The sequence below is a fragment of the Bradyrhizobium sp. U87765 SZCCT0048 genome (genome assembly GCF_018131225.1).
In the GTDB taxonomy this organism is placed as follows: domain Bacteria; phylum Pseudomonadota; class Alphaproteobacteria; order Rhizobiales; family Xanthobacteraceae; genus Bradyrhizobium_A.
Genome location: NZ_JAFCMM010000004.1, coordinates 236,336 through 253,229 on the forward strand (window position 1 = coordinate 236,336; position 16,894 = coordinate 253,229).

19 protein-coding genes are annotated in these 16,894 nt (G+C 64.3%); 14 read left to right on the forward strand and 5 right to left on the reverse strand.

Going from position 1 to position 16,894, the window contains the following annotated elements; all coding sequences use genetic code 11:
• Positions 1 to 53 precede the first annotated feature (53 nt).
• On the reverse strand, positions 54 to 605 hold the full coding sequence (locus JQ639_RS23850) for a hypothetical protein (RefSeq protein WP_211967625.1): 552 nt from the start codon (positions 603 to 605) through the stop codon (positions 54 to 56).
• A gap of 147 nt (positions 606 to 752) precedes the next feature.
• Here JQ639_RS23850 and JQ639_RS23855 point away from each other — a divergent pair, with 147 nt between their 5' ends.
• Together JQ639_RS23855 and JQ639_RS23860 are read left to right on the forward strand one after the other, a co-directional pair.
• Positions 753 to 1,283 carry a hypothetical protein gene (locus tag JQ639_RS23855; RefSeq protein WP_211967624.1) on the forward strand — a complete coding sequence of 177 codons (531 nt, stop codon included), beginning with the start codon at positions 753 to 755 and terminating at the stop codon, positions 1,281 to 1,283.
• A gap of 285 nt (positions 1,284 to 1,568) precedes the next feature.
• Complete coding sequence (locus JQ639_RS23860; protein WP_249123796.1) at positions 1,569 to 2,645, forward strand: LuxR C-terminal-related transcriptional regulator; 1,077 nt, start codon at positions 1,569 to 1,571, stop codon at positions 2,643 to 2,645.
• Between the two features lie 54 nt (positions 2,646 to 2,699).
• Here JQ639_RS23860 and JQ639_RS23865 read toward each other — a convergent pair whose 3' ends face one another.
• Both JQ639_RS23865 and JQ639_RS23870 read right to left on the reverse strand, forming a co-directional pair.
• Positions 2,700 to 2,978 carry a PepSY domain-containing protein gene (locus JQ639_RS23865; RefSeq protein ID WP_211967619.1) on the reverse strand — a complete coding sequence of 93 codons (279 nt, stop codon included), beginning with the start codon at positions 2,976 to 2,978 and terminating at the stop codon, positions 2,700 to 2,702.
• Between the two features lie 93 nt (positions 2,979 to 3,071).
• Positions 3,072 to 3,497, reverse strand: coding sequence for a DUF1810 domain-containing protein (locus JQ639_RS23870; protein ID WP_211967618.1), 426 nt, complete (start codon positions 3,495 to 3,497; stop codon positions 3,072 to 3,074).
• Positions 3,498 to 3,650: 153 nt separating this feature from the next.
• Between JQ639_RS23870 and JQ639_RS23875 the strand changes: the two genes are divergently transcribed.
• Positions 3,651 to 4,073 (forward strand): CAP domain-containing protein, encoded by a 423-nt coding sequence (locus JQ639_RS23875; protein ID WP_349644565.1) that lies wholly within the window; start codon positions 3,651 to 3,653, stop codon positions 4,071 to 4,073.
• A 20-nt stretch (positions 4,074 to 4,093) separates the two neighbouring features.
• Here JQ639_RS23875 and JQ639_RS23880 read toward each other — a convergent pair whose 3' ends face one another.
• On the reverse strand, positions 4,094 to 4,603 hold the full coding sequence (locus JQ639_RS23880; protein WP_371745143.1) for a hypothetical protein: 510 nt from the start codon (positions 4,601 to 4,603) through the stop codon (positions 4,094 to 4,096).
• A gap of 707 nt (positions 4,604 to 5,310) precedes the next feature.
• Between JQ639_RS23880 and JQ639_RS23885 the strand changes: the two genes are divergently transcribed.
• The 8 genes from JQ639_RS23885 (at position 5,311) to JQ639_RS23920 (ending at position 10,951) form a co-directional block, all read left to right on the forward strand.
• The gene (locus tag JQ639_RS23885) at positions 5,311 to 6,144 is read left to right on the forward strand and encodes a cytochrome c oxidase subunit II (protein WP_211967617.1); all 834 of its coding nucleotides are present in this window, start codon (positions 5,311 to 5,313) and stop codon (positions 6,142 to 6,144) included.
• 78 nt (positions 6,145 to 6,222) lie between these two features.
• On the forward strand, positions 6,223 to 7,998 hold the full coding sequence (gene ctaD / locus JQ639_RS23890; RefSeq protein ID WP_211967616.1) for a cytochrome c oxidase subunit I: 1,776 nt from the start codon (positions 6,223 to 6,225) through the stop codon (positions 7,996 to 7,998).
• Entirely contained in the window at positions 7,995 to 8,699 is a 705-nt protein-coding gene (locus tag JQ639_RS23895) for a cytochrome c oxidase subunit 3 (RefSeq protein WP_211967615.1), read from the forward strand. Before ctaD ends, JQ639_RS23895 begins: the two co-directional genes overlap by 4 nt.
• A 19-nt stretch (positions 8,700 to 8,718) precedes the next feature.
• Entirely contained in the window at positions 8,719 to 9,441 is a 723-nt protein-coding gene (locus tag JQ639_RS23900; protein ID WP_211967614.1) for a heme-copper oxidase subunit III family protein, read from the forward strand.
• Positions 9,442 to 9,450: 9 nt separating this feature from the next.
• Entirely contained in the window at positions 9,451 to 9,825 is a 375-nt protein-coding gene (locus tag JQ639_RS23905) for a cytochrome C oxidase subunit IV family protein (RefSeq protein ID WP_211967613.1), read from the forward strand.
• Positions 9,826 to 9,917: 92 nt separating this feature from the next.
• A complete protein-coding gene (locus tag JQ639_RS23910) occupies positions 9,918 to 10,337 on the forward strand; it encodes a c-type cytochrome (RefSeq protein WP_211967612.1) in 420 nt (139 codons plus the stop codon).
• Between the two features lie 61 nt (positions 10,338 to 10,398).
• A complete protein-coding gene (locus JQ639_RS23915; RefSeq protein WP_211967611.1) occupies positions 10,399 to 10,590 on the forward strand; it encodes a hypothetical protein in 192 nt (63 codons plus the stop codon).
• Positions 10,591 to 10,702: 112 nt separating this feature from the next.
• Entirely contained in the window at positions 10,703 to 10,951 is a 249-nt protein-coding gene (locus JQ639_RS23920; protein WP_249123294.1) for a hypothetical protein, read from the forward strand.
• Between the two features lie 121 nt (positions 10,952 to 11,072).
• On the opposite strand, the gene JQ639_RS23925 is transcribed toward JQ639_RS23920, so the two are convergent.
• A complete protein-coding gene (locus JQ639_RS23925; RefSeq protein ID WP_211967610.1) occupies positions 11,073 to 12,248 on the reverse strand; it encodes a beta-propeller fold lactonase family protein in 1,176 nt (391 codons plus the stop codon).
• Positions 12,249 to 12,398: 150 nt separating this feature from the next.
• On the opposite strand from JQ639_RS23925, the gene JQ639_RS23930 reads away from it, so the two are divergent.
• The 3 genes from JQ639_RS23930 (at position 12,399) to JQ639_RS23940 (ending at position 16,778) form a co-directional block, all read left to right on the forward strand.
• Positions 12,399 to 13,277 carry an FkbM family methyltransferase gene (locus JQ639_RS23930; RefSeq protein ID WP_211967608.1) on the forward strand — a complete coding sequence of 293 codons (879 nt, stop codon included), beginning with the start codon at positions 12,399 to 12,401 and terminating at the stop codon, positions 13,275 to 13,277.
• Positions 13,278 to 13,491: 214 nt separating this feature from the next.
• Positions 13,492 to 14,730, forward strand: coding sequence for a metallophosphoesterase family protein (locus JQ639_RS23935; protein WP_211967606.1), 1,239 nt, complete (start codon positions 13,492 to 13,494; stop codon positions 14,728 to 14,730).
• Positions 14,731 to 14,990: 260 nt separating this feature from the next.
• A complete protein-coding gene (locus JQ639_RS23940) occupies positions 14,991 to 16,778 on the forward strand; it encodes a hypothetical protein (RefSeq protein ID WP_211967604.1) in 1,788 nt (595 codons plus the stop codon).
• Positions 16,779 to 16,894: the final 116 nt, after the last annotated feature.

Sequence of the window (16,894 nt, forward strand, 5' to 3'; positions counted from 1 at the left end):
GGAAGAGTACTGCGGAAGGCGTAGGCCTCTAACTCCGTCGACAGGGGGGAGCGTCAACGCAGGTGAGACTCGAGACGCGGCAGGAAGTCCCAGATGTCGCGGTTGATGCGCTCCATCTCGTGCGCAGCGTTGGTCATTTCCTTGATGCGAACATCGTCGACGGCCTTTGTCTCGCCGAATTTCAGATCGCGTCGCGTCTGTATGATGCGCATCGACTGTGTCTGGACGATTTCTCCGAGACCGTCGAAGACGTACATGCAGTGGTTGAGTTCGTTGCGTATCTGTGTCCCCTCGTTGAAGCGGTCGATCAGCTGATCCAGTTGCTTCGCCAGCAGCTTGTCCTTGATTTTGATCCTGGATAGCCGCTGAATGAGATCGAGCCGCGCGCGGGTCGTGTTGAGCGTAGCGAATACGAGTGCCGCGGATGCCTGGTCTGTGCCAAGCAGCAGCATCAGCACGTAAATGAAGAGGCTTTCGTTGTTGGACCAGTTGGCGACGAGGTTGCCGATCAGCGACAGCACGAGGGTTCGACGGTCGGCAGTCCGCGGTGCCGCCGCCTCGAGGGCCGCGAAGTCGGGCTTGGGTGGCAACCGGCTCGCGGCCATCGAGATGCTCCTCGCCTGTTCGGGCACGGACCGGCACGGCCGGTGATGCCGCGGGGCAGGCCGTATGCTCGCGCAGCGGGAGCCGGAACACAAGGTCAGTGGCGTTGTCGATTACGCCAGTGAGTCGCCAGTGAAAGGAGGCAGCACATGTTGCGTCGCGCCTTTTCCGCCGCGGCGATCCGCACAGCTCGCAAGGCCGCGGTGACCGCGCTCGCGCCGCTGGTCGAGGGCAGCCGCACGCGCCTGAACGGAATCCCCGACAGCGCGTGGCTCGATCCCTATCTCGTCGGCTTCATGGTGATGCTGATCACGATCACCGCCAGGCGCAAGGTTGTGTGGTTGCAGAACGAGGCTCTTTGCAGCGTCCAGTCGCAGGCCTGGCACGAGATCACGGGAGTGGCGCATGTCCCCGTCGGAGAAGAAACGCTTCTGCTGGATACGGCGCGACACAGGCAGTTCGAACTCGGGCAGCAGCACGCGCTCGTGCTTGACCGGCATCTGTTCGGCGGTGCGGCAGTAAATGGCGAGGAATGGCACGGTATGGTCGGCGTCGATGATGTCGTATCCGGCGACGATGTCGCCGGGCAGATCGATCGCCGCGTTGCGGTTACTGCGATATGGAGCGATACGTTCGACGCATATGTAGCGCAACTTCCGCTGGCAAAGCCGTATCCCTGATATCGCAATCGTTGTTCGCGCGCACGCGACGTTCGAAACGCGCCAATGCGTTTCGCCGGAGATCGCTTTGGTATAGTCTGTCATATGTAATCTAATAAAATGCGCTATTCGGAGAAGTGGTCTGCCGAGCCGAGGCGATGGCTGAGAAGACATAAGAGCGCGAGCCGTCACAAGCCTGAATCGGACCACGGCAGCAGGGAGGTGAATCGAGGGACGGATGCACGGCGAAGATGGGTGTCGAGGCGCAGCCGTGTTCATGTGTGTCTGTGTGTGAGGGGGTGCCGCATGAGTATCGCTGATAACAAGGCCATTCAATCGCGCGCGTTCGATTGCGCGGCCGCGGGAAGGATCGAGCCGTCCGAACCTCTGCGCACGCTGCCGCAGCTCAACGAAATCAGACCGAAGGCGTCTGTGCTCGCTTCACCGCATCTCCGACAGGGCGCCGCCGCGGCCCGTTCAGGTCCCTCGCCACGCAGCATGGTCAATCAGGATGCCGGACGGCGCATCCATGCCGCCGGCGTCGCTCATGTCGACGCCGGCGCATACGGACAGGGTAATGCGCGTTTGCCGGGAGCGCTCGCGCATGTGCGTGCGACTCGTCCGCCCTCGCCAGGTCCACAGGAAGCGGCGGACGCCGAACTTCTGGCCGCCCGACTCGATGAACTGGTCGCACGCCGACGCGGGCAGGATGAAGAGAGTTTGCCGCCGACGATCGTGGTGATCGGCGAACGCGTGCTGGTGCGCGATTGTCTGGTGCAGGGACTGCAGCTTGCCTACGCGCATCATGCGGTTCTGGCGTTCCCCACTCTCGCAACCTGGCTGGATCGCCACGGCGATGGTCCGCTGCCGTCGGTCGTCCTGCTCTTCATGCAGGGGCGCCGGCGCAACGGCAATCATTCCTTCGACGAGGTCGATATGCTCGGCCGCATCTCGGTGGCCGTTCCGGTGATCGTTGTTTCAGATGTCGAGGACGGCGATCGCATCATGCAGGCCCTGGAAAAGGGCGTTCGCGGCTATATTCCAACCAGCATGGCGTTCAGCGTGGCGATCGAGGCGGTGCGCCTGGTCGAGGCCGGCGGCACGTTCGTCCCCGTCTCGAGCCTGCTGGCTTCGCGTCGGGATTCCGCGGCTAATGGCAACAGCATGTTCACGGCGCGACAGATCATGGTGGTCGAGGCCTTGCATCGCGGCAAGGCCAACAAGCAGATCGCCTACGAGCTCAACATGCGCGAGAGCACCGTCAAGGTTCACATCCGCCACATCATGAAGAAGCTGAACGCGCGCAATCGCACCGAAGTCGCTGTGATGACCAGCAGCCTGTTCGACGATCATCTTGACGAGGCGGACGGTTCGGCGACGTAACCGCGCCGTCCACGTTGCGGCGCCGCCTGCATTCGTCCGTGCCAGCCGGTTATCCTACCAGCGGTCCACCCGCACGATCTGTCCCGTCCGGCCATCGATGTCGACGGTGAGGCTGCGGCCATAGGGATCACGCCCCTCGATATCCCACTTGCCATCGTCGAACTGGATTTCGTTGACGCTGACGAGCCCGATGTCGTTGGCGATCATCACCGCGCGCTGCATCGAGATGAGCGATCCGCCGAAGTCGTCCGCGCGAGCCGTGTTCGACATGCTGGAGACGCCACCCAGCAGGCAGGATGCTGTTACCGCTGCTGTCATGATCATTCGTCGCATTGCCATCTCCGATGTCTGTCCGATGTCTTGCCAGCCCGCGGCTGAACGCATCACCGCGGCGATGGTTTCATCGTCGTCGGGTTCCAGCGGGCATCACAGACGTTCGCGCGTCGCGGCATCGAGCGCGCCGGCAAAGTATTTGTCGATGACCCGGCGGAACAGGTCATCGGCCTCGTCCCCGGCGGCAAGCGCGAACAGGGTCATCGACGAGTGCAATTTGAGGTCGTCCGGGGTGCCGAAGATCTGGGTCGCCGAGCGGCCCTCCACGGCGAGGACCAGTTGTGTGCATGTCCTCAGTCGCGTTCCGAGAATCGGATGGCGGAGATAGGACGTCGCTTCGAGCTCTGAGGAAATTGCATAGCGCCGTGCCATCGGGCTATGGCCAAGGCCGGCGATCTGGGGGAACACGAACCACATCCAGTGGGTCCGCTTGGCGCCCGCCCGAAGTTCGGCAAGTACTTCATTCCAAACGGGATCCTGGGCCTCGACAAAGCGCTGCAGCGGACCATGGTCGTCCATGACGGATCCTGTTGTTGTCCCTGCTGGCAGGGATGGGCCGACGGCGGCGCAAGCGCCGTCCGGGGAGGATTGCGCCGGTAGCGTGGCGCCTGCAACAGACGTATGCGAAAGCGGGGATATCAGAACCGAACGCGACCGAAAGGGAGCCCACACGTGATCAGGAGCCTGCTGGCGGCTGTCCTCATGGCGGCCATGACACACGCCGCCGCTGCGGCGGATATCGCTGCGCAGGTCACGGCCTATCGCCGCGCCCACGGCCTGACGGCCGTCCGGATGGACGGCGCGCTCGTGGCGCTCGCCCGCCAGCAGGCGGCCGCGATGGCCGCGAAGGAGACGGTCAGCCATGGCGCCGGGGGTGATTTTCGGCTTCGCGTCGCCGGTCTGCATCGCCGCCTTGTCGCGGAAAACATCGCTGCCGGGTTCCTGACGTTTCCGGAAGTCCTGGCCCAGTGGGATGCCAGCGCCGGCCATCGCGAGAACCTGCTGATGGTCGGCGCACGCCGGATCGGGGTCGCCGCGGTATCGAAGCCGTCGTCACCCTATCGCAGGTTCTGGGCGATGATCATTTCCGACTGATCGCCGGCGCGGCGCCGGGATCAGGAGCGGGCGAGCGTGATGGTCACCCCGGAGAACTCGGTGCCCTGGGAGGTGATCTTCACGGTCTGGCTGTTGCCGCGGGTGTTGAGATTGAGATTGGCGGTGAAGGCCGGCGATGACACCAGGACCTCGAATACGCCGGCGCGTGCGTTGCCCTGGAGATCGCCGCTGACGCCGCGCGTCGCTTCGCTCCAGGTGCCGGAGATTCGTCCGTTGGCATTGCGGACGTTGCTGCTCAGCTCGAACTTGTAGCTGTCGCTGGCGCAACGCAGGGTTTGCTGCAGGCCGTTGCCATTGTCGCCGACGGCGTAGGTCGCGCGGCATTTGATGCGCTCGTGGCTGCCGCTGGCGAGTGAGATCGAGCCGGTGCCGGACCAGACGCCAGCGAGACCTGCGAACGGGGCGGACTGCGCCTGGCTCGCGGCGGGCACGATGGCGACCGAGCCTGCGGCGAGCGAGCCCATGACGATGGCGGCCGCCGCATGGCGGGAGAAAAGACGCTGAATCATCAAGATTTTCATCCTTCAAACAATCCGCTGACAACCACGGCGGGTGGAACTAGTTCCCTTGAAAAGAGGCGCAATTTGGGTGGCAGCTCGTCGCGCGCGTGCGCGGTGTCGCCAGCTCGCTCTTGGCGGCAAGGCACCCATTCCCGGCATGCTGGCGGCCTTTCGCATCGTCCTGATGACACTATTTAGGTGCGCCTCGATGTGGCCGTGGTTGCGCTGACCGGCGAGGCCGTAACGGCGCGATGGAGGCGGCAAGCTGTCGACGTTTCGCGTCCGCCGCCTGAGACAATGGATGCCGCCGCTGCGGGTCGATGCCAGCGGCGCCTCAGGGGGCGCAGGTGATCAGCAGCGCGGCCGCATCTACGCGTCTTCCTCGCGCGTGACCATTCGCCGAGTGTGCATTCGCACAAACATTCATTCGCATTGCGGCGGTCGCCGGATCGCCGTGGGCGTGCACGGGCGATCTATTGACAACTGCGCCTTTCGGGGAACATCCTGCCTCACAGGCCTGAAGCTCAGTGAGTGTGCTCGAGAGACTGACGGTCGTTACGTGTCCTCTTAATTCTCTTTTGAATTGACGTCGCGGCCGATGGGAATGGGCGTGGCAAGAGACACACCGATGGTGGGCCGGTAGCCCCCACCGATGCAGATAGCAAAGCCATGCCTGAGTTCGTGTCCAAGCCGCCCCAGGCAAGGATGAACGAGGAATGCCCGTTGCACTTGTTCTGCTTCTGGTCGCGATTGCCTCGGTGGTGTTCCACTTCCTGAGCCCGTGGTGGTGGACGCCGATCGCCTCGAACTGGCAATACATCGACCACACCATCATCATCACCTTCTGGATCACCGGCTTCGTGTTCGTCGCGGTGACCGGCTTCATGGCGTATTGTGTGTTTCGCTTCCGCCATCGCGACGGGCAACGGGCGCATTATGAGCCCGAGAACAACAAGCTCGAATCCTGGCTGACCATCGGAACCGCCGTTGGCGTCGCAGCGATGCTCGCGCCCGGGCTTGTGGTGTGGCACCAGTTCGTCTCTGTTCCCGCCGACGCGACCGATGTCGAGATCATGGGGCAGCAGTGGCGCTGGAGCTATCGCCTTCCCGGCAAGGACGGCAAGCTCGGCACCACCAGCGCCCGCAACATCAGCGCCGACAATCCGCTCGGCCTCAACCCGGACGATCCGAACGGCAAGGACGACGTCATCATCGATGGCGGTGATCTGCATCTGCCGATCGGCAAGCCGGTCAAGGTGCTGTTGCGTTCGATCGATGTGCTGCACGATTTCTACGTGCCCGAGTTCCGCGCCAAGATGGATATGGTGCCGGGATCGGTGACGTATTTCTGGCTGACCCCGACCCGCACCGGCACGTTCGAGGTCCTGTGTGCCGAGCTCTGCGGGCTGGCGCACGCGCAGATGCGCGGGACCGTGATCGTTCAGGAAGCGGGCGAATATCACGCCTGGCTGGAGCAGCAGCGCACCTTCGCCGAGATGTCGGGGCAGGGTCTGCTCAAGAAGGCGGCCTACCGTTCCGACGGCAAGTGAGATGCGAGCGCGCGATCCGGTGCCGTGCGCGGTCCGGACGATGCAGAGCGAAGGACAAGAGACGAGAAGGGCGCTGCGATGGTCGATATCCCGTCCGATTCAGTTGTCGTCATTCCGCCGGCGGAAGTGCCGGAAGCCGATCTCTACCATCCGCACAGCTGGTGGACGCGGTACGTCTTCTCGCAGGACGCCAAGGTCATCGCGATCCAGTATTCTTGCACAGCGGTGGCGATCGGCCTGGTCGCGCTGGTGCTGTCCTGGCTGATGCGCCTGCAACTCGGCTTTCCCGGCACGTTCTCGTTCATCGATGCCAACCAGTACCTGCAGTTCATCACCATGCACGGCATGATCATGGTGATCTACCTGCTCACCGCGCTGTTTCTCGGCGGCTTCGGCAATTACCTGATCCCGCTGATGGTCGGCGCGCGGGACATGGTGTTCCCGTATGTCAACATGCTCAGCTACTGGATCTATCTGCTCGCCGTGCTGGTGCTGGCATCGACGTTTTTCGTGCCCGGCGGCCCGACGGGCGCGGGCTGGACGCTCTATCCGCCGCAAGCCATTCTATCGGGAAGCCCCGGCCAGGAAGCGGGCATCATCCTGATGCTGGTGTCGCTGATCCTGTTCATCATTGGCTTCACCATGGGTGGCCTCAACTATGTCGTGACGGTGCTGCAGGGGCGCACCCGCGGCATGACGTTGATGCGCCTGCCGCTGACGGTGTGGGGCATTTTCACGGCGACGGTGATGGCGCTGCTGGCATTCCCCGCGCTGTTCGTCGCCTGCGTGATGATGCTGCTCGACCGCGTGCTCGGCACCAGCTTCTTCATGCCCGCGCTGGTGGAGATGGGGCAGCAGACCAAGTATGGCGGCGGCAGCCCGTTGCTGTTCCAGCACCTCTTCTGGTTCTTCGGCCACCCGGAAGTCTATATCGTCGCCCTGCCGGCGTTCGGCATCGTCTCGGACCTGATCAGCACCCATGCCCGCAAGAACATCTTCGGCTATCGAATGATGGTGTGGGCGATTGTCGGTATCGGCGCGCTGAGCTTCGTGGTGTGGGCGCATCACATGTATGTCAGCGGCATGAATCCGTCGTTCGGATTCTTCTTCGCCACGACCACGCTGATCATCGCGGTGCCGACCGCGATCAAGGTCTACAACTGGGTGCTGACGCTGTGGCGCGGCGATATCCATTTGCGCGTGCCGATGCTGTTCGCGCTCGCCTTCATCGTCACGTTTCTCAATGGCGGCCTCACCGGGCTGTTTCTCGGCAATGTGGTGGTGGACGTGCCGCTATCCGACACCATGTTCGTGGTGGCGCATTTCCACATGGTGATGGGCGTCGCGCCGATCCTGGTGGTGATGGGCGCGATCTATCACTGGTACCCGAAGATCACCGGCCGGATGTACCATGACGGGCTCGGCAAGTTTCATTTCTGGGTGACGTTCCTCGGCGCTTACGCCATCTTCTTCCCGATGCACTATCTCGGCCTGCTCGGCATGCCGCGCCGCTACCATGACATCGGCGAGACCGCGTTCGTGCCGGCCTCGGCCCATGATCTCAATGCGTTCATCAGCGTCATGGCCCTGATCGTCGGCTTCGCGCAGATGGTGTTCCTGTTCAACCTGATCTGGAGCCTGCGGCACGGCAAGGAAGCCGGCGGCAATCCATGGGGCGCCACGACGCTGGAGTGGCAGACGCCGGAAACGCCCCCGGGCCACGGCAATTTCGGCAAGGAGCTGCCGGTGGTCTACCGCTGGGCCTATGACTACAGCGTGCCCGGATCCAACCACGACTATGTGCCGCAGAACCAGCCGTCGATCCGCTGGGACGCACAGGAGGGCCCCGCGTGAGCGTCATCGTCCTCTTCATGGTCGGGCTCGTGGCGGTCGCCGCCTGGTGGTTGTCGCACCAGCGACTGATGGCCAAGCCCTGGCTGGAAGAGGGCGTGGTCGGCGATTTTCCCGGTGGCGGCCGCCTGTCGTCCCCGACCGCGAAGGTCGGTCTCGGCGTGTTCCTGGCCGTCGTCGGATCGCTGTTCGCACTGATCGTCAGTGCCTATGTGATGCGCATGGCGCTGCTGGACTGGCGGCCGGTGCCGATCCCGCGCCTTGTCTGGTTCAATACGGCCGTGCTCGTGCTCAGCAGCGCGGTGCTGCAATGGACGCAGCGCGCGGCGCGGCGCGGCGATCGCGATGGCGTCACCACCGGGCTGCTGGTCGCCGCAGTGGCGTCGATCGTGTTCCTTCTCGGCCAATGGCTGGCGTGGCGGCAACTGCTCGTGGCAGGCTATGGCGTTGCTGGCAATCCGGCCAACTCGTTCTTCTTCCTTGTCACGGCGCTGCATGGTCTGCATCTCGCCGGCGGCATCGTGGCGCTGGCGCGGCCCGTTGCCGCTGTCCTGCGTGGCGCGGACCCACGGCGCCTGCAGCTCAGTGTCGAACTATGCACGATCTACTGGCATTTCCTGCTGCTGGTGTGGCTGATCCTGCTGGCGCTGCTGAGCGGCTGGACGGTGGCCTTCTTCGACATCTGCCGCAACCTGGTGTCCTGAACGGAGAGGCGATGCGCCCATGGCCGAGACCGCGATGACGACTTCCACAGCGTCCCGGGCCCCGCTGTCCGGCTGGCGCAGCTTCGCCGCCGACTGGCGCTCGGATCAGCGCGCGTTCAAGGGGGTGTCATGGGGGAAGGCCATGATGTGGATCTTCCTCCTCAGCGACACCTTCATCTTCGGCTGCTTCCTGCTGTCCTACATGACGGCGCGATCCTCGACGACGGTGCCGTGGCCGAACCCGAGCACGGTGTTCGCACTGCGGTTCGGCGACACCGAAATCCCGCTGATCTTGATCGCCATCATGACCTTCGTTCTGATCAGCAGCAGCGGCACCATGGCCATGGCGGTGAACTACGGCTACCGGCACGACCGCAGGAAGACCGCGATCCTGATGCTGGCGACAGCGGCGTTCGGCGCGACGTTCGTCGGCATGCAGGCGTTCGAGTGGACCAAGCTGATCATGGAGGGCGTGCGTCCGTGGGGCAATCCATGGGGCGCCGAGCAGTTCGGAGCCTGCTTCTTCATGATCACGGGCTTCCACGGCACCCATGTGACCATCGGCGTGATCTTCCTGCTGATCATCGCGCGCAAGGTGTGGCGCGGCGATTTCGACACCGGACAGCGCGGATTCTTCACAAGCCGCCGCGGCAATTACGAGATTGTCGAAATCACCGGGCTGTACTGGCATTTCGTCGATCTGGTGTGGGTGTTCATTTTCGCCTTCTTTTACCTGTGGTGAGGCACGATCATGGCCGAAGTCACGCTGCACGCCGCCCCCGATGTCCACGCCGTGAGTCCGGCGAGCCATGCCGACGGGCAGCAGCATCCGATCAAGCTCTATCTCGTGGTCTGGGGCTGGCTGTTCGTTCTCAGCGCCTGCTCGTATCTCGTCGATTATTTCGGCCTGCATGGCTATGTGCGCTGGACCCTGATCCTGCTGTTCATGGTTCTGAAGGCCGGCCTCATCGTCGCCGTCTTCATGCACATGGCCTGGGAACGGCTCGCGCTGGCCTACGCCATCCTGGTGCCACCGGTGTTCGTGCTGGTGTTCACCGTGCTGATGCTGTTCGAGGCCCATTACACGCTGCTCAGCCGGCTCACCTTCTTCGGCGCCGGTCACTGAGACCGGGTCGACGCGACGGCGTCCGGTCGCCATGGCTGCGGCGATGCCGGGCGGACGACGAATCTGAACCGATCAACACCGGAGACTGTCGCATGCGTCTGTTCATGGTTGTGCTGGGTGCTGCATGGGTGGTGGCCGTACCGGCGGCCGCGCAGGATGCGGCTGCGGGCGAGAAGGTCTTCGTTCAATGCAAGGCCTGCCACCAGATTGGCGAGACCGCGAAGAATGCGGTCGGCCCGATGCTGAATGGCGTGATCGGCCGCAAGGCGGGCAGTGTCGAGGGCTTCAGCTACTCCGCAGCCAACAAGAATTCGGGCATCACCTGGGACGAGGCGACGTTCCGTGAATACATCAAGGATCCGCGCGCCAAGGTGCCGGGCACCAAGATGGCGTTCGGCGGCGTCAAGGATCCCAAGCAGATCGAGGATCTGTTGGCCTATCTCAAGCAGTTCGATGCCGCAGGAAAGAAGGCGGAACTCGGTTTGGTCGGGCGGAGGCTCGCGGGGATGTAGCGGCGCCGATCGGGCCGTGGCCGACAGGCGGGGCGGACTTTCTCACAGGAGGAGGCGCGCGATGCATTTCACCATCGGCTTCAAGATCGACGGCAAGGCGGAACGAATCACGGTCGAGGCGGATGATGCGCTGATCGCGGCGCTCAAGGCCAAGGCGGAATGGCCCGAGGCGATGATCATCTATGTCCGGCCGCAGAACCGGCGCGGCGACGCCCGGCATCCGTCCCTGCCGCTGTCCGGCGCGACGCACTGAACCTGCCTCGCCCCGCCGCCATCGCTGCCAGCGTCGCTGGCGTGGCGACGGCGGCCGCGGAACAAAGCGTCGACGTCGGCATTGTCCGGACGAAACGCCCGGAGACATCAGCATGACTTCCCGTATCGTGATTTCGACCTCTGTCGTGGCAACGGTCCTGTTCGGCGCGCTGGTCGCCGCTCCGGCGCCGGCGTCCGCCAAGGGCTGCATCAAGGGCGCCATCGTCGGTGGCGTTGCCGGTCATTATGCTGGCCACCATGGGGTGATGGGCGCCATCGCCGGCTGCGCGGTCGGGCGTCATGAGGCCAACAAGCATGCCCGTCAGCAACAGCAGGACGGCAGCAACACCGCCACGCACTGAACCGCCGGCGCGCGCCAGACGCCAGGCGCCGGCGAGGCAATGACAGTTCCAGTCGACGAAAACGCCGCCGGCCCGGCAGGGACGGCGGCGTCGGTCTTTCGCAGCCGCGGGCGAGGAGATCCTATTGCCGGCTCATGCGGGCGGACGCCGGATGCCCGGGCAGCTTGAAGCGCTTGCCGGTGTCAGTGACCTTGCCGCCGGACACCTTGAGAATCGAGATGTCGCTGTCGAGATAGTTGCCGACCAGCAGATATTTGCCGTCCGGCGTGAAGGCTGCGGCCTCGGGCAGGCCGCCGACCTCGACGTCCTGGGTCTTGGTGACCTTTTTGCCGTTGATCCGCAGCACCGAGATGCTGCCGTTCCTGTTGTAGAAATAGCTGTTCTTCATGTTGGAGCCGCGCAGGATCGCCGCGGCGGCAAGATCCCCCTTCGGGCTGATGGCGAGGCCTTCCGGGCCATCGCCGACCACGACGCGATCGATGATCCGCGGCGGATTGGCTTCGAGATCGACCACGCTCACCGTATCGACGCTGCCGTCGGACGAGCCCGCGCCGCCATTGTCGGCGGTGAGCGCGAACTTGCCCTTGGGGTCGACCACGACATTGTAGGGCCACAGCCCCGTCGCCAGGTCGAGCTTGTTGTAGGTCACCTTGTCGCCGGCGATGTCGAGCACCGCCAGCTTGTGCGCCGGAAACTTGGTGGCGAGCGCACGCTTACCGTCGGGCGTGAACACGACCTGAGAGACGCTGTCACCCATCGCGACGGTGTCGACCACCTTGACATCGGTGCCGCTCACCGCGAGCACCGAGATCGAATTGTCGCCGCGGTTGGCGACCAGCGCCATCTTGCCCGACGGGCTGAAGCTGAGGCCGGACGGCTGCTTGCCGCCGGTCACCGTGCCGACGAGCTTCGCCGGGCTGGCCTTGAGATCGATGACATAAATCTTGTTGTCCAGCGTCTGCTTGAGGGCCTCGCCGTCCTTGACGACGTCGACGGAGTCCGCAACCAGGGCGATCGATCCGGTCGGATCAATATCGATATTGACGGGCGGGCCGACCACGGAGTTCTTCAGCGGCAGCGTTGCGACGATCTTCGGACTTTCGGGCCGGGCGAGATCGATGACCAGCACGGCGTCCTTGCCAGCCGGCGACAGCACGACCTTGCCGTCGGCATCCCATAGCGCCTTCTCGTCGAGGCCGACGACCAGGAACGGCGCTGCCATTGCGGTTACGGTTGTGGCGATGCTCAGCAGCGCGGCCGCGCCGAGCGCAGCTGCGATATGGCGACGAAGCGACATTTCTACGGTCCTCCCCATATGTTTGTTGTCAGGTATCGTTGTTGGCCGTATCGCGGCATGTTAGTCGCTGCCCTGTGATCGCGCTAGAGTGGCGGGACGGCCGCCGCGGTGCTGCTGCAGCGCGGCGCAGACAGATGAAAGAGCTTGGCGATGGCGCACGACAGCCGTGATGAACTGACCGAACTGCTGAAGCCGTCGCGGTTGACCAGCATCGTCGACGTCGGCGCCAATCCAATCGACGGCGATCCGCCCTACAAGCCGATGCTGCAGCAGCGGCTGTGCCGGCTGGTCGGATTTGATCCATTTCCCGACGTGCTGAAGCCGCTCGAAGCCGCCAAGAGCGAGCTCGAGACCTATCTTCCCTATGCGGTCGGCGATGGCGGCCGCCACACCCTCAAGCTCTGTCGCGGCATCGGCTTCGCCAGCCTGCTGCAGCCGGACGAGGTGGCTCTGCGCCATTTCCCGCGCTTCACCGAACTCGGCACGATCGTTCGCGGGCTCGAGGTCGCGACCAGACGGCTGGATGACATCGCCGAGATCACCGCGATGGACATGCTGAAGATCGACATCCAGGGCTCGGAGCTGTCGGTGTTCCAGAATGGCCGCACGCGCCTTCGCCAGGCGGTCGCGGTGCAAACGGAGGTGTCGTTCATCCCGCTCTATAAGGGCCAGCCGGTGTTCGGCGACATCGATCTCGAGCTGCGCAGCCTCGGCTTCGTGCCGCACATGTTCGCGGCGATCAACAAGAAGATGATCGCGCCGATGCAGGGGCCGAATCCCGCGGCGGCCCTCAACCAGCTGGTGGAGGCGGATGCGGTCTACGTCCGCGATTTCATGCGGCCGGAAGCCATGGACGTGGAACAGCTCAAGCACCTCGCCCTGGTCGCACACCACTGCTACGGCTCGTTCGATCTGGCGATGAACTGTCTGCATCATCTCACCGGCCGCGGCGCGGTCGCGCAGGATGCGCGCGCGCGCTACATCGCCATCGTGCAGGCGGGCCAGTCGCGGGCCGCCCCGCCGCGCTGATCGGCGTTCCCTGCTTGCCGGCTTTTTGAATGGCGCATCGCGGCGCGCGGATGCTAGTTTAGGGTGTCCGCGGCGGCCATGTCGCGAATATGTTTCTGTTTATTTAAATCAAAGTCGATCACTGGCGCAGATCACGACGCTGTCGTCTGCCCGGTGCATTTTTCTGCTCTTCGCATTTCCCATCACGTCATTTGGTCGACCGGAGGATTGCTCCATGGCCCATCCAGCAAAGCCCAGAACCCCGACCCGCAGTGCAAGCCAAAGCACCGGCAGCGGCACGCGCCCCGGCGCGACCGCGCGCCCCGCCATCCGCCCGGGCGAAGTGCGCCCGCGCCCGTTGCCGAAGCATTCGCAGGCCCATCCCGGCGTCAGTCCGCTGCATCCCGTCAGCCACCGCAATGTCAGCTTCCAGCCGCTGCCGCGTCCGCTCGGCTTGCCGCCCTATCACTACGATCTCGGCGACAATTTCCCCGACATCGCCGCGGCCATCGCGCAGGACAAGGCGATGGTCTTTCATGTCGTCGGCGACACCGGCGGCGTGCAGGACGGTGAATTCCAGAGCAATGTCGCGGAGCAGATGCTCGCGCATCTGTCGAGCGGCAAGGGGCCGTCGCCGCACTTCTGCTATCATGTCGGCGATGTCGTCTACTTCACCGGCATGAAGGACGACTACTACGCCCAGTTCTATGAGCCCTACAGCCACTACGACGTGCCGATCTTCGCCATTCCCGGCAATCACGACGGCGAGGTCGACGATCCCACCGCGCAGACCTCGCTCGACGGCTGGGTGCAATACTTCATGCAGGCGCATCCGGACGTCGATCCGATCTCCAAGGACGCGCCGCGGGTGCAGCTCAATCTGCCCAATGTGTACTGGACGCTGGTGACGCCGCTGGCGACCATCATCGGTATCTACACCAACGTGCCGGAGGGCGGATCGATCGATTCGGTGCAGCAGCAGTGGCTGACAAACGAGTTCGCGACGGCGCCGATCGATCGCGCCCTGATCTTCGCGCTTCATCATCCGATCTACTCGTTCGACGTCTATCACAGCGGCAGCTCGAAAATGGCGGACGTGCTCGAGAATGCGATTCGCGACACCGGGCGGGTACCGAACCTCGTGCTGTCGGGCCATGTTCACGACTATCAGCGGATCGAGCAGAAGATCGCCCCCGGTGGTCCGACGCCGTTCATCGTCACGGGCAATGGCGGCTATCACAATCTGCATGCGGTGCATTCGGCGCCGGGCGACAGGTCGCCGGATACGGGAGCGGTATTGAAGTATGCCGCGGCGACGTCGTGGGGCTTCATGACGCTCAACATCGATCAGGACAAGATCTCGGGAACGTCCATCGAGGTCGATCGCACCGGCAAGGCCAGAGCCGGCGACAGCTTCAGCTATTCGGCCAAGCCGATCATCCTCAAGGATCCCAAATCGGTCCCGACGCTGTAAAAGACGGCGCGCGGCGGCTCAGGGCGTCAGTGGTCGCCGCGCGGCTCTGCCCTCGCGTGATATCAGGAGACTCTGGTCGCTGCGGCAAGTGTCGCTGCGATCGGCAGCGGTATCCGGCTCCGATCATGTGTGGTGATGGCGCGCCGCGCCGTCGCGTTTCTTAAGGTTTGTCTGCTTCAGTGCGGGGGCGGCGCCAGCGCAGGTTCGGCCGCGTTTCGTCGTCTGCGAGATCGTCCGTGCCGCCTGATGTTCGAGAGGATATGAGCCGCTCCACCGCCGGCCTGCTGTGCGGCGCGACCTTCGTCGTTTTCCTCATCATGTTCATGCCGCTGCTGCCGACGGCCGCCGGCACGCTCGGACACGATTACGGCTTCAACTTTCCCGCGTTGCTCGCCGGCTACTACTGGATCCTGCAGAACGGCATCTCGCAGTTGCCGTGGTTCTCGCCGGCGCAGTGCGGCGGTTTTCCATTCTTCGCCGATCCGAGCATCGCCTACATTTCGCTGCCCCAGGCGCTGGTCGTCGTGATGTCGCCGATGCGTGCGGTTCAGGTCACGTTCGTCGTGTTCGCGCTGCTCGGCCTGTGCGGTGCCTACGCCTTGATGCGTCGCGGCTTCCAGTCTTCGCGTGCCGCGGCCGTGCTGGCGGCCGCGCTGTTCGTCTTCAACGGCTTCTACGTCTACCGTGTCCTGATCGGACATCTGCCGTTTCACGGCTTCGCGCTGGCGCCGCTGATGATCCTGCTGCTGCTGCCGCGCGGTGGCGATTCGACGCTGTCCCGTCTCGGCAGCGTCGGTGCCGCGGCGCTGTGCCTGTCGTACATGTTTCAGGTCGGCATGATCCATGTCATCCCGCCACTGTTGCTGGCGACGGCGATCATTCTGCTGGTTCATGCCTTCTGCTTCGGCTGGCGTTGGGAGCCGTGGCTGCGTCTGGTCGCGGTGGGCGCGGTGTCGCTGCTGCTGTGTGCGGGCAAGCTCGTGGCGGAACTGGCGCTGCTGGCGAACTTTCCACGTGACCTCTACCCGCTTCCCGGCATTCCCGGGATTGGCCAACTGCTGTCGCTGGTCGCGCAGGCGCTGTTCGTGTCGGCGCCGGCCGATGCGACTGCGCATCTGGCCAATGCGCAATGGCCGCAGGAGCGCAACGAGTGGGAGTATGGCGTCTCCATCGTGCCCGCCCTGCTGCTGGCCGCGGCCGTGGTCACCTCAATCAGTCGCCGGCGCGATCGGCCGCCCGCGACGCCGGCGCAACTGCTGATCCTGGTGGCGATCGTGGCGCTGCTGGTATGCCCGCTGCTGCTGAACTGGTATCAGCCCGGCTGGAATCGCGTGTTGAAGTCGCTGCCCTATTTCTCCAGCGTCAGCAGCCTGCTGCGCTTCCTGTGCGCCTATATTCCGGTCGTCATCGTGCTGGCCTGTCTCGCGCTCGATCGCCTGCCGTGGCCGGCGGATCGCGCGGCGCGGATGCGCACGTCCGTGGCCGTGTTCTGCCTCGGTGTGATCGCTGCGCAGAACGCCCTGACCAATCGCGATTACTACGCCGGGCAGCCCTATCGGACAGCGCCGGTGGAGGAGGCCTACGCGCGGGCGCGGGCGAGCGGCGTCGTGACGCCGATCGAGGCGATCGTGGATACTGGCGGCATGACGGTGATGGCGAACGATGCGATGATCGCCGGCGGTTCACAGCTGGATTGCTACCAGCCTTTGATGGGCTACCGGCGCGAGAAATTTCCGGTCGCGCCGCTGCGGCTCGGCCGTGTCGACGAGCGGATCGGCACAGTGCTGAACCTGAAAAATCCCGCCTGCTATCTTTTCCCGGCCGAGAACCACTGCCGGCCCGGTGATCACTTTACCCTGGAGCAGGCTGCCGCCGCCGATGCGTTCCGGCGGTACCAGCCGTTTGCCTTCGTCCAGCCGCAGCGCCAGCGTGTCGCGACGGCGATCAGCGGCGTCGCGGCCATCGTGACCTTCGCGATCGTGCTGGCGTGGGCGTTTGCGGCAGGACGACGGCGCGTGTTGCACGGCTCGGCGCCATTTCCTGCCTGACGTGCGTGGACGTTGCGCCATGCGGCGACCGGTGCCGATCGAACACCGCGTTCTGCAGCGCGGATGATGGATCGATGGCGCATTCATGACAGGTTGAGCGGCGCAGCCGCGCGATA

What these genes read in the sequence shown, in the direction of transcription:
- JQ639_RS23860 (WP_249123796.1), top strand. Translation starts at nt 1,569, where the DNA reads ATGAGTATCGCTGATAACAAGGCCATTCAATCGCGCGCGTTCGATTGC.
- JQ639_RS23900 (WP_211967614.1), top strand. Translation starts at nt 8,719, where the DNA reads ATGGCCGAGACCGCGATGACGACTTCCACAGCGTCCCGGGCCCCGCTG.
- JQ639_RS23935 (WP_211967606.1), top strand. Translation starts at nt 13,492, where the DNA reads ATGGCCCATCCAGCAAAGCCCAGAACCCCGACCCGCAGTGCAAGCCAA.
- JQ639_RS23920 (WP_249123294.1), top strand. Translation starts at nt 10,703, where the DNA reads ATGACTTCCCGTATCGTGATTTCGACCTCTGTCGTGGCAACGGTCCTG.
- JQ639_RS23915 (WP_211967611.1), top strand. Translation starts at nt 10,399, where the DNA reads ATGCATTTCACCATCGGCTTCAAGATCGACGGCAAGGCGGAACGAATC.
- JQ639_RS23905 (WP_211967613.1), top strand. Translation starts at nt 9,451, where the DNA reads ATGGCCGAAGTCACGCTGCACGCCGCCCCCGATGTCCACGCCGTGAGT.
- JQ639_RS23850 (WP_211967625.1), bottom strand. Translation starts at nt 605, where the DNA reads ATGGCCGCGAGCCGGTTGCCACCCAAGCCCGACTTCGCGGCCCTCGAG.
- JQ639_RS23880 (WP_371745143.1), bottom strand. Translation starts at nt 4,603, where the DNA reads ATGATTCAGCGTCTTTTCTCCCGCCATGCGGCGGCCGCCATCGTCATG.
- JQ639_RS23885 (WP_211967617.1), top strand. Translation starts at nt 5,311, where the DNA reads ATGCCCGTTGCACTTGTTCTGCTTCTGGTCGCGATTGCCTCGGTGGTG.
- JQ639_RS23865 (WP_211967619.1), bottom strand. Translation starts at nt 2,978, where the DNA reads ATGCGACGAATGATCATGACAGCAGCGGTAACAGCATCCTGCCTGCTG.
- JQ639_RS23870 (WP_211967618.1), bottom strand. Translation starts at nt 3,497, where the DNA reads ATGGACGACCATGGTCCGCTGCAGCGCTTTGTCGAGGCCCAGGATCCC.
- ctaD (WP_211967616.1), top strand. Translation starts at nt 6,223, where the DNA reads ATGGTCGATATCCCGTCCGATTCAGTTGTCGTCATTCCGCCGGCGGAA.
- JQ639_RS23930 (WP_211967608.1), top strand. Translation starts at nt 12,399, where the DNA reads ATGGCGCACGACAGCCGTGATGAACTGACCGAACTGCTGAAGCCGTCG.
- JQ639_RS23910 (WP_211967612.1), top strand. Translation starts at nt 9,918, where the DNA reads ATGCGTCTGTTCATGGTTGTGCTGGGTGCTGCATGGGTGGTGGCCGTA.
- JQ639_RS23855 (WP_211967624.1), top strand. Translation starts at nt 753, where the DNA reads ATGTTGCGTCGCGCCTTTTCCGCCGCGGCGATCCGCACAGCTCGCAAG.
- JQ639_RS23940 (WP_211967604.1), top strand. Translation starts at nt 14,991, where the DNA reads ATGAGCCGCTCCACCGCCGGCCTGCTGTGCGGCGCGACCTTCGTCGTT.
- JQ639_RS23925 (WP_211967610.1), bottom strand. Translation starts at nt 12,248, where the DNA reads ATGTCGCTTCGTCGCCATATCGCAGCTGCGCTCGGCGCGGCCGCGCTG.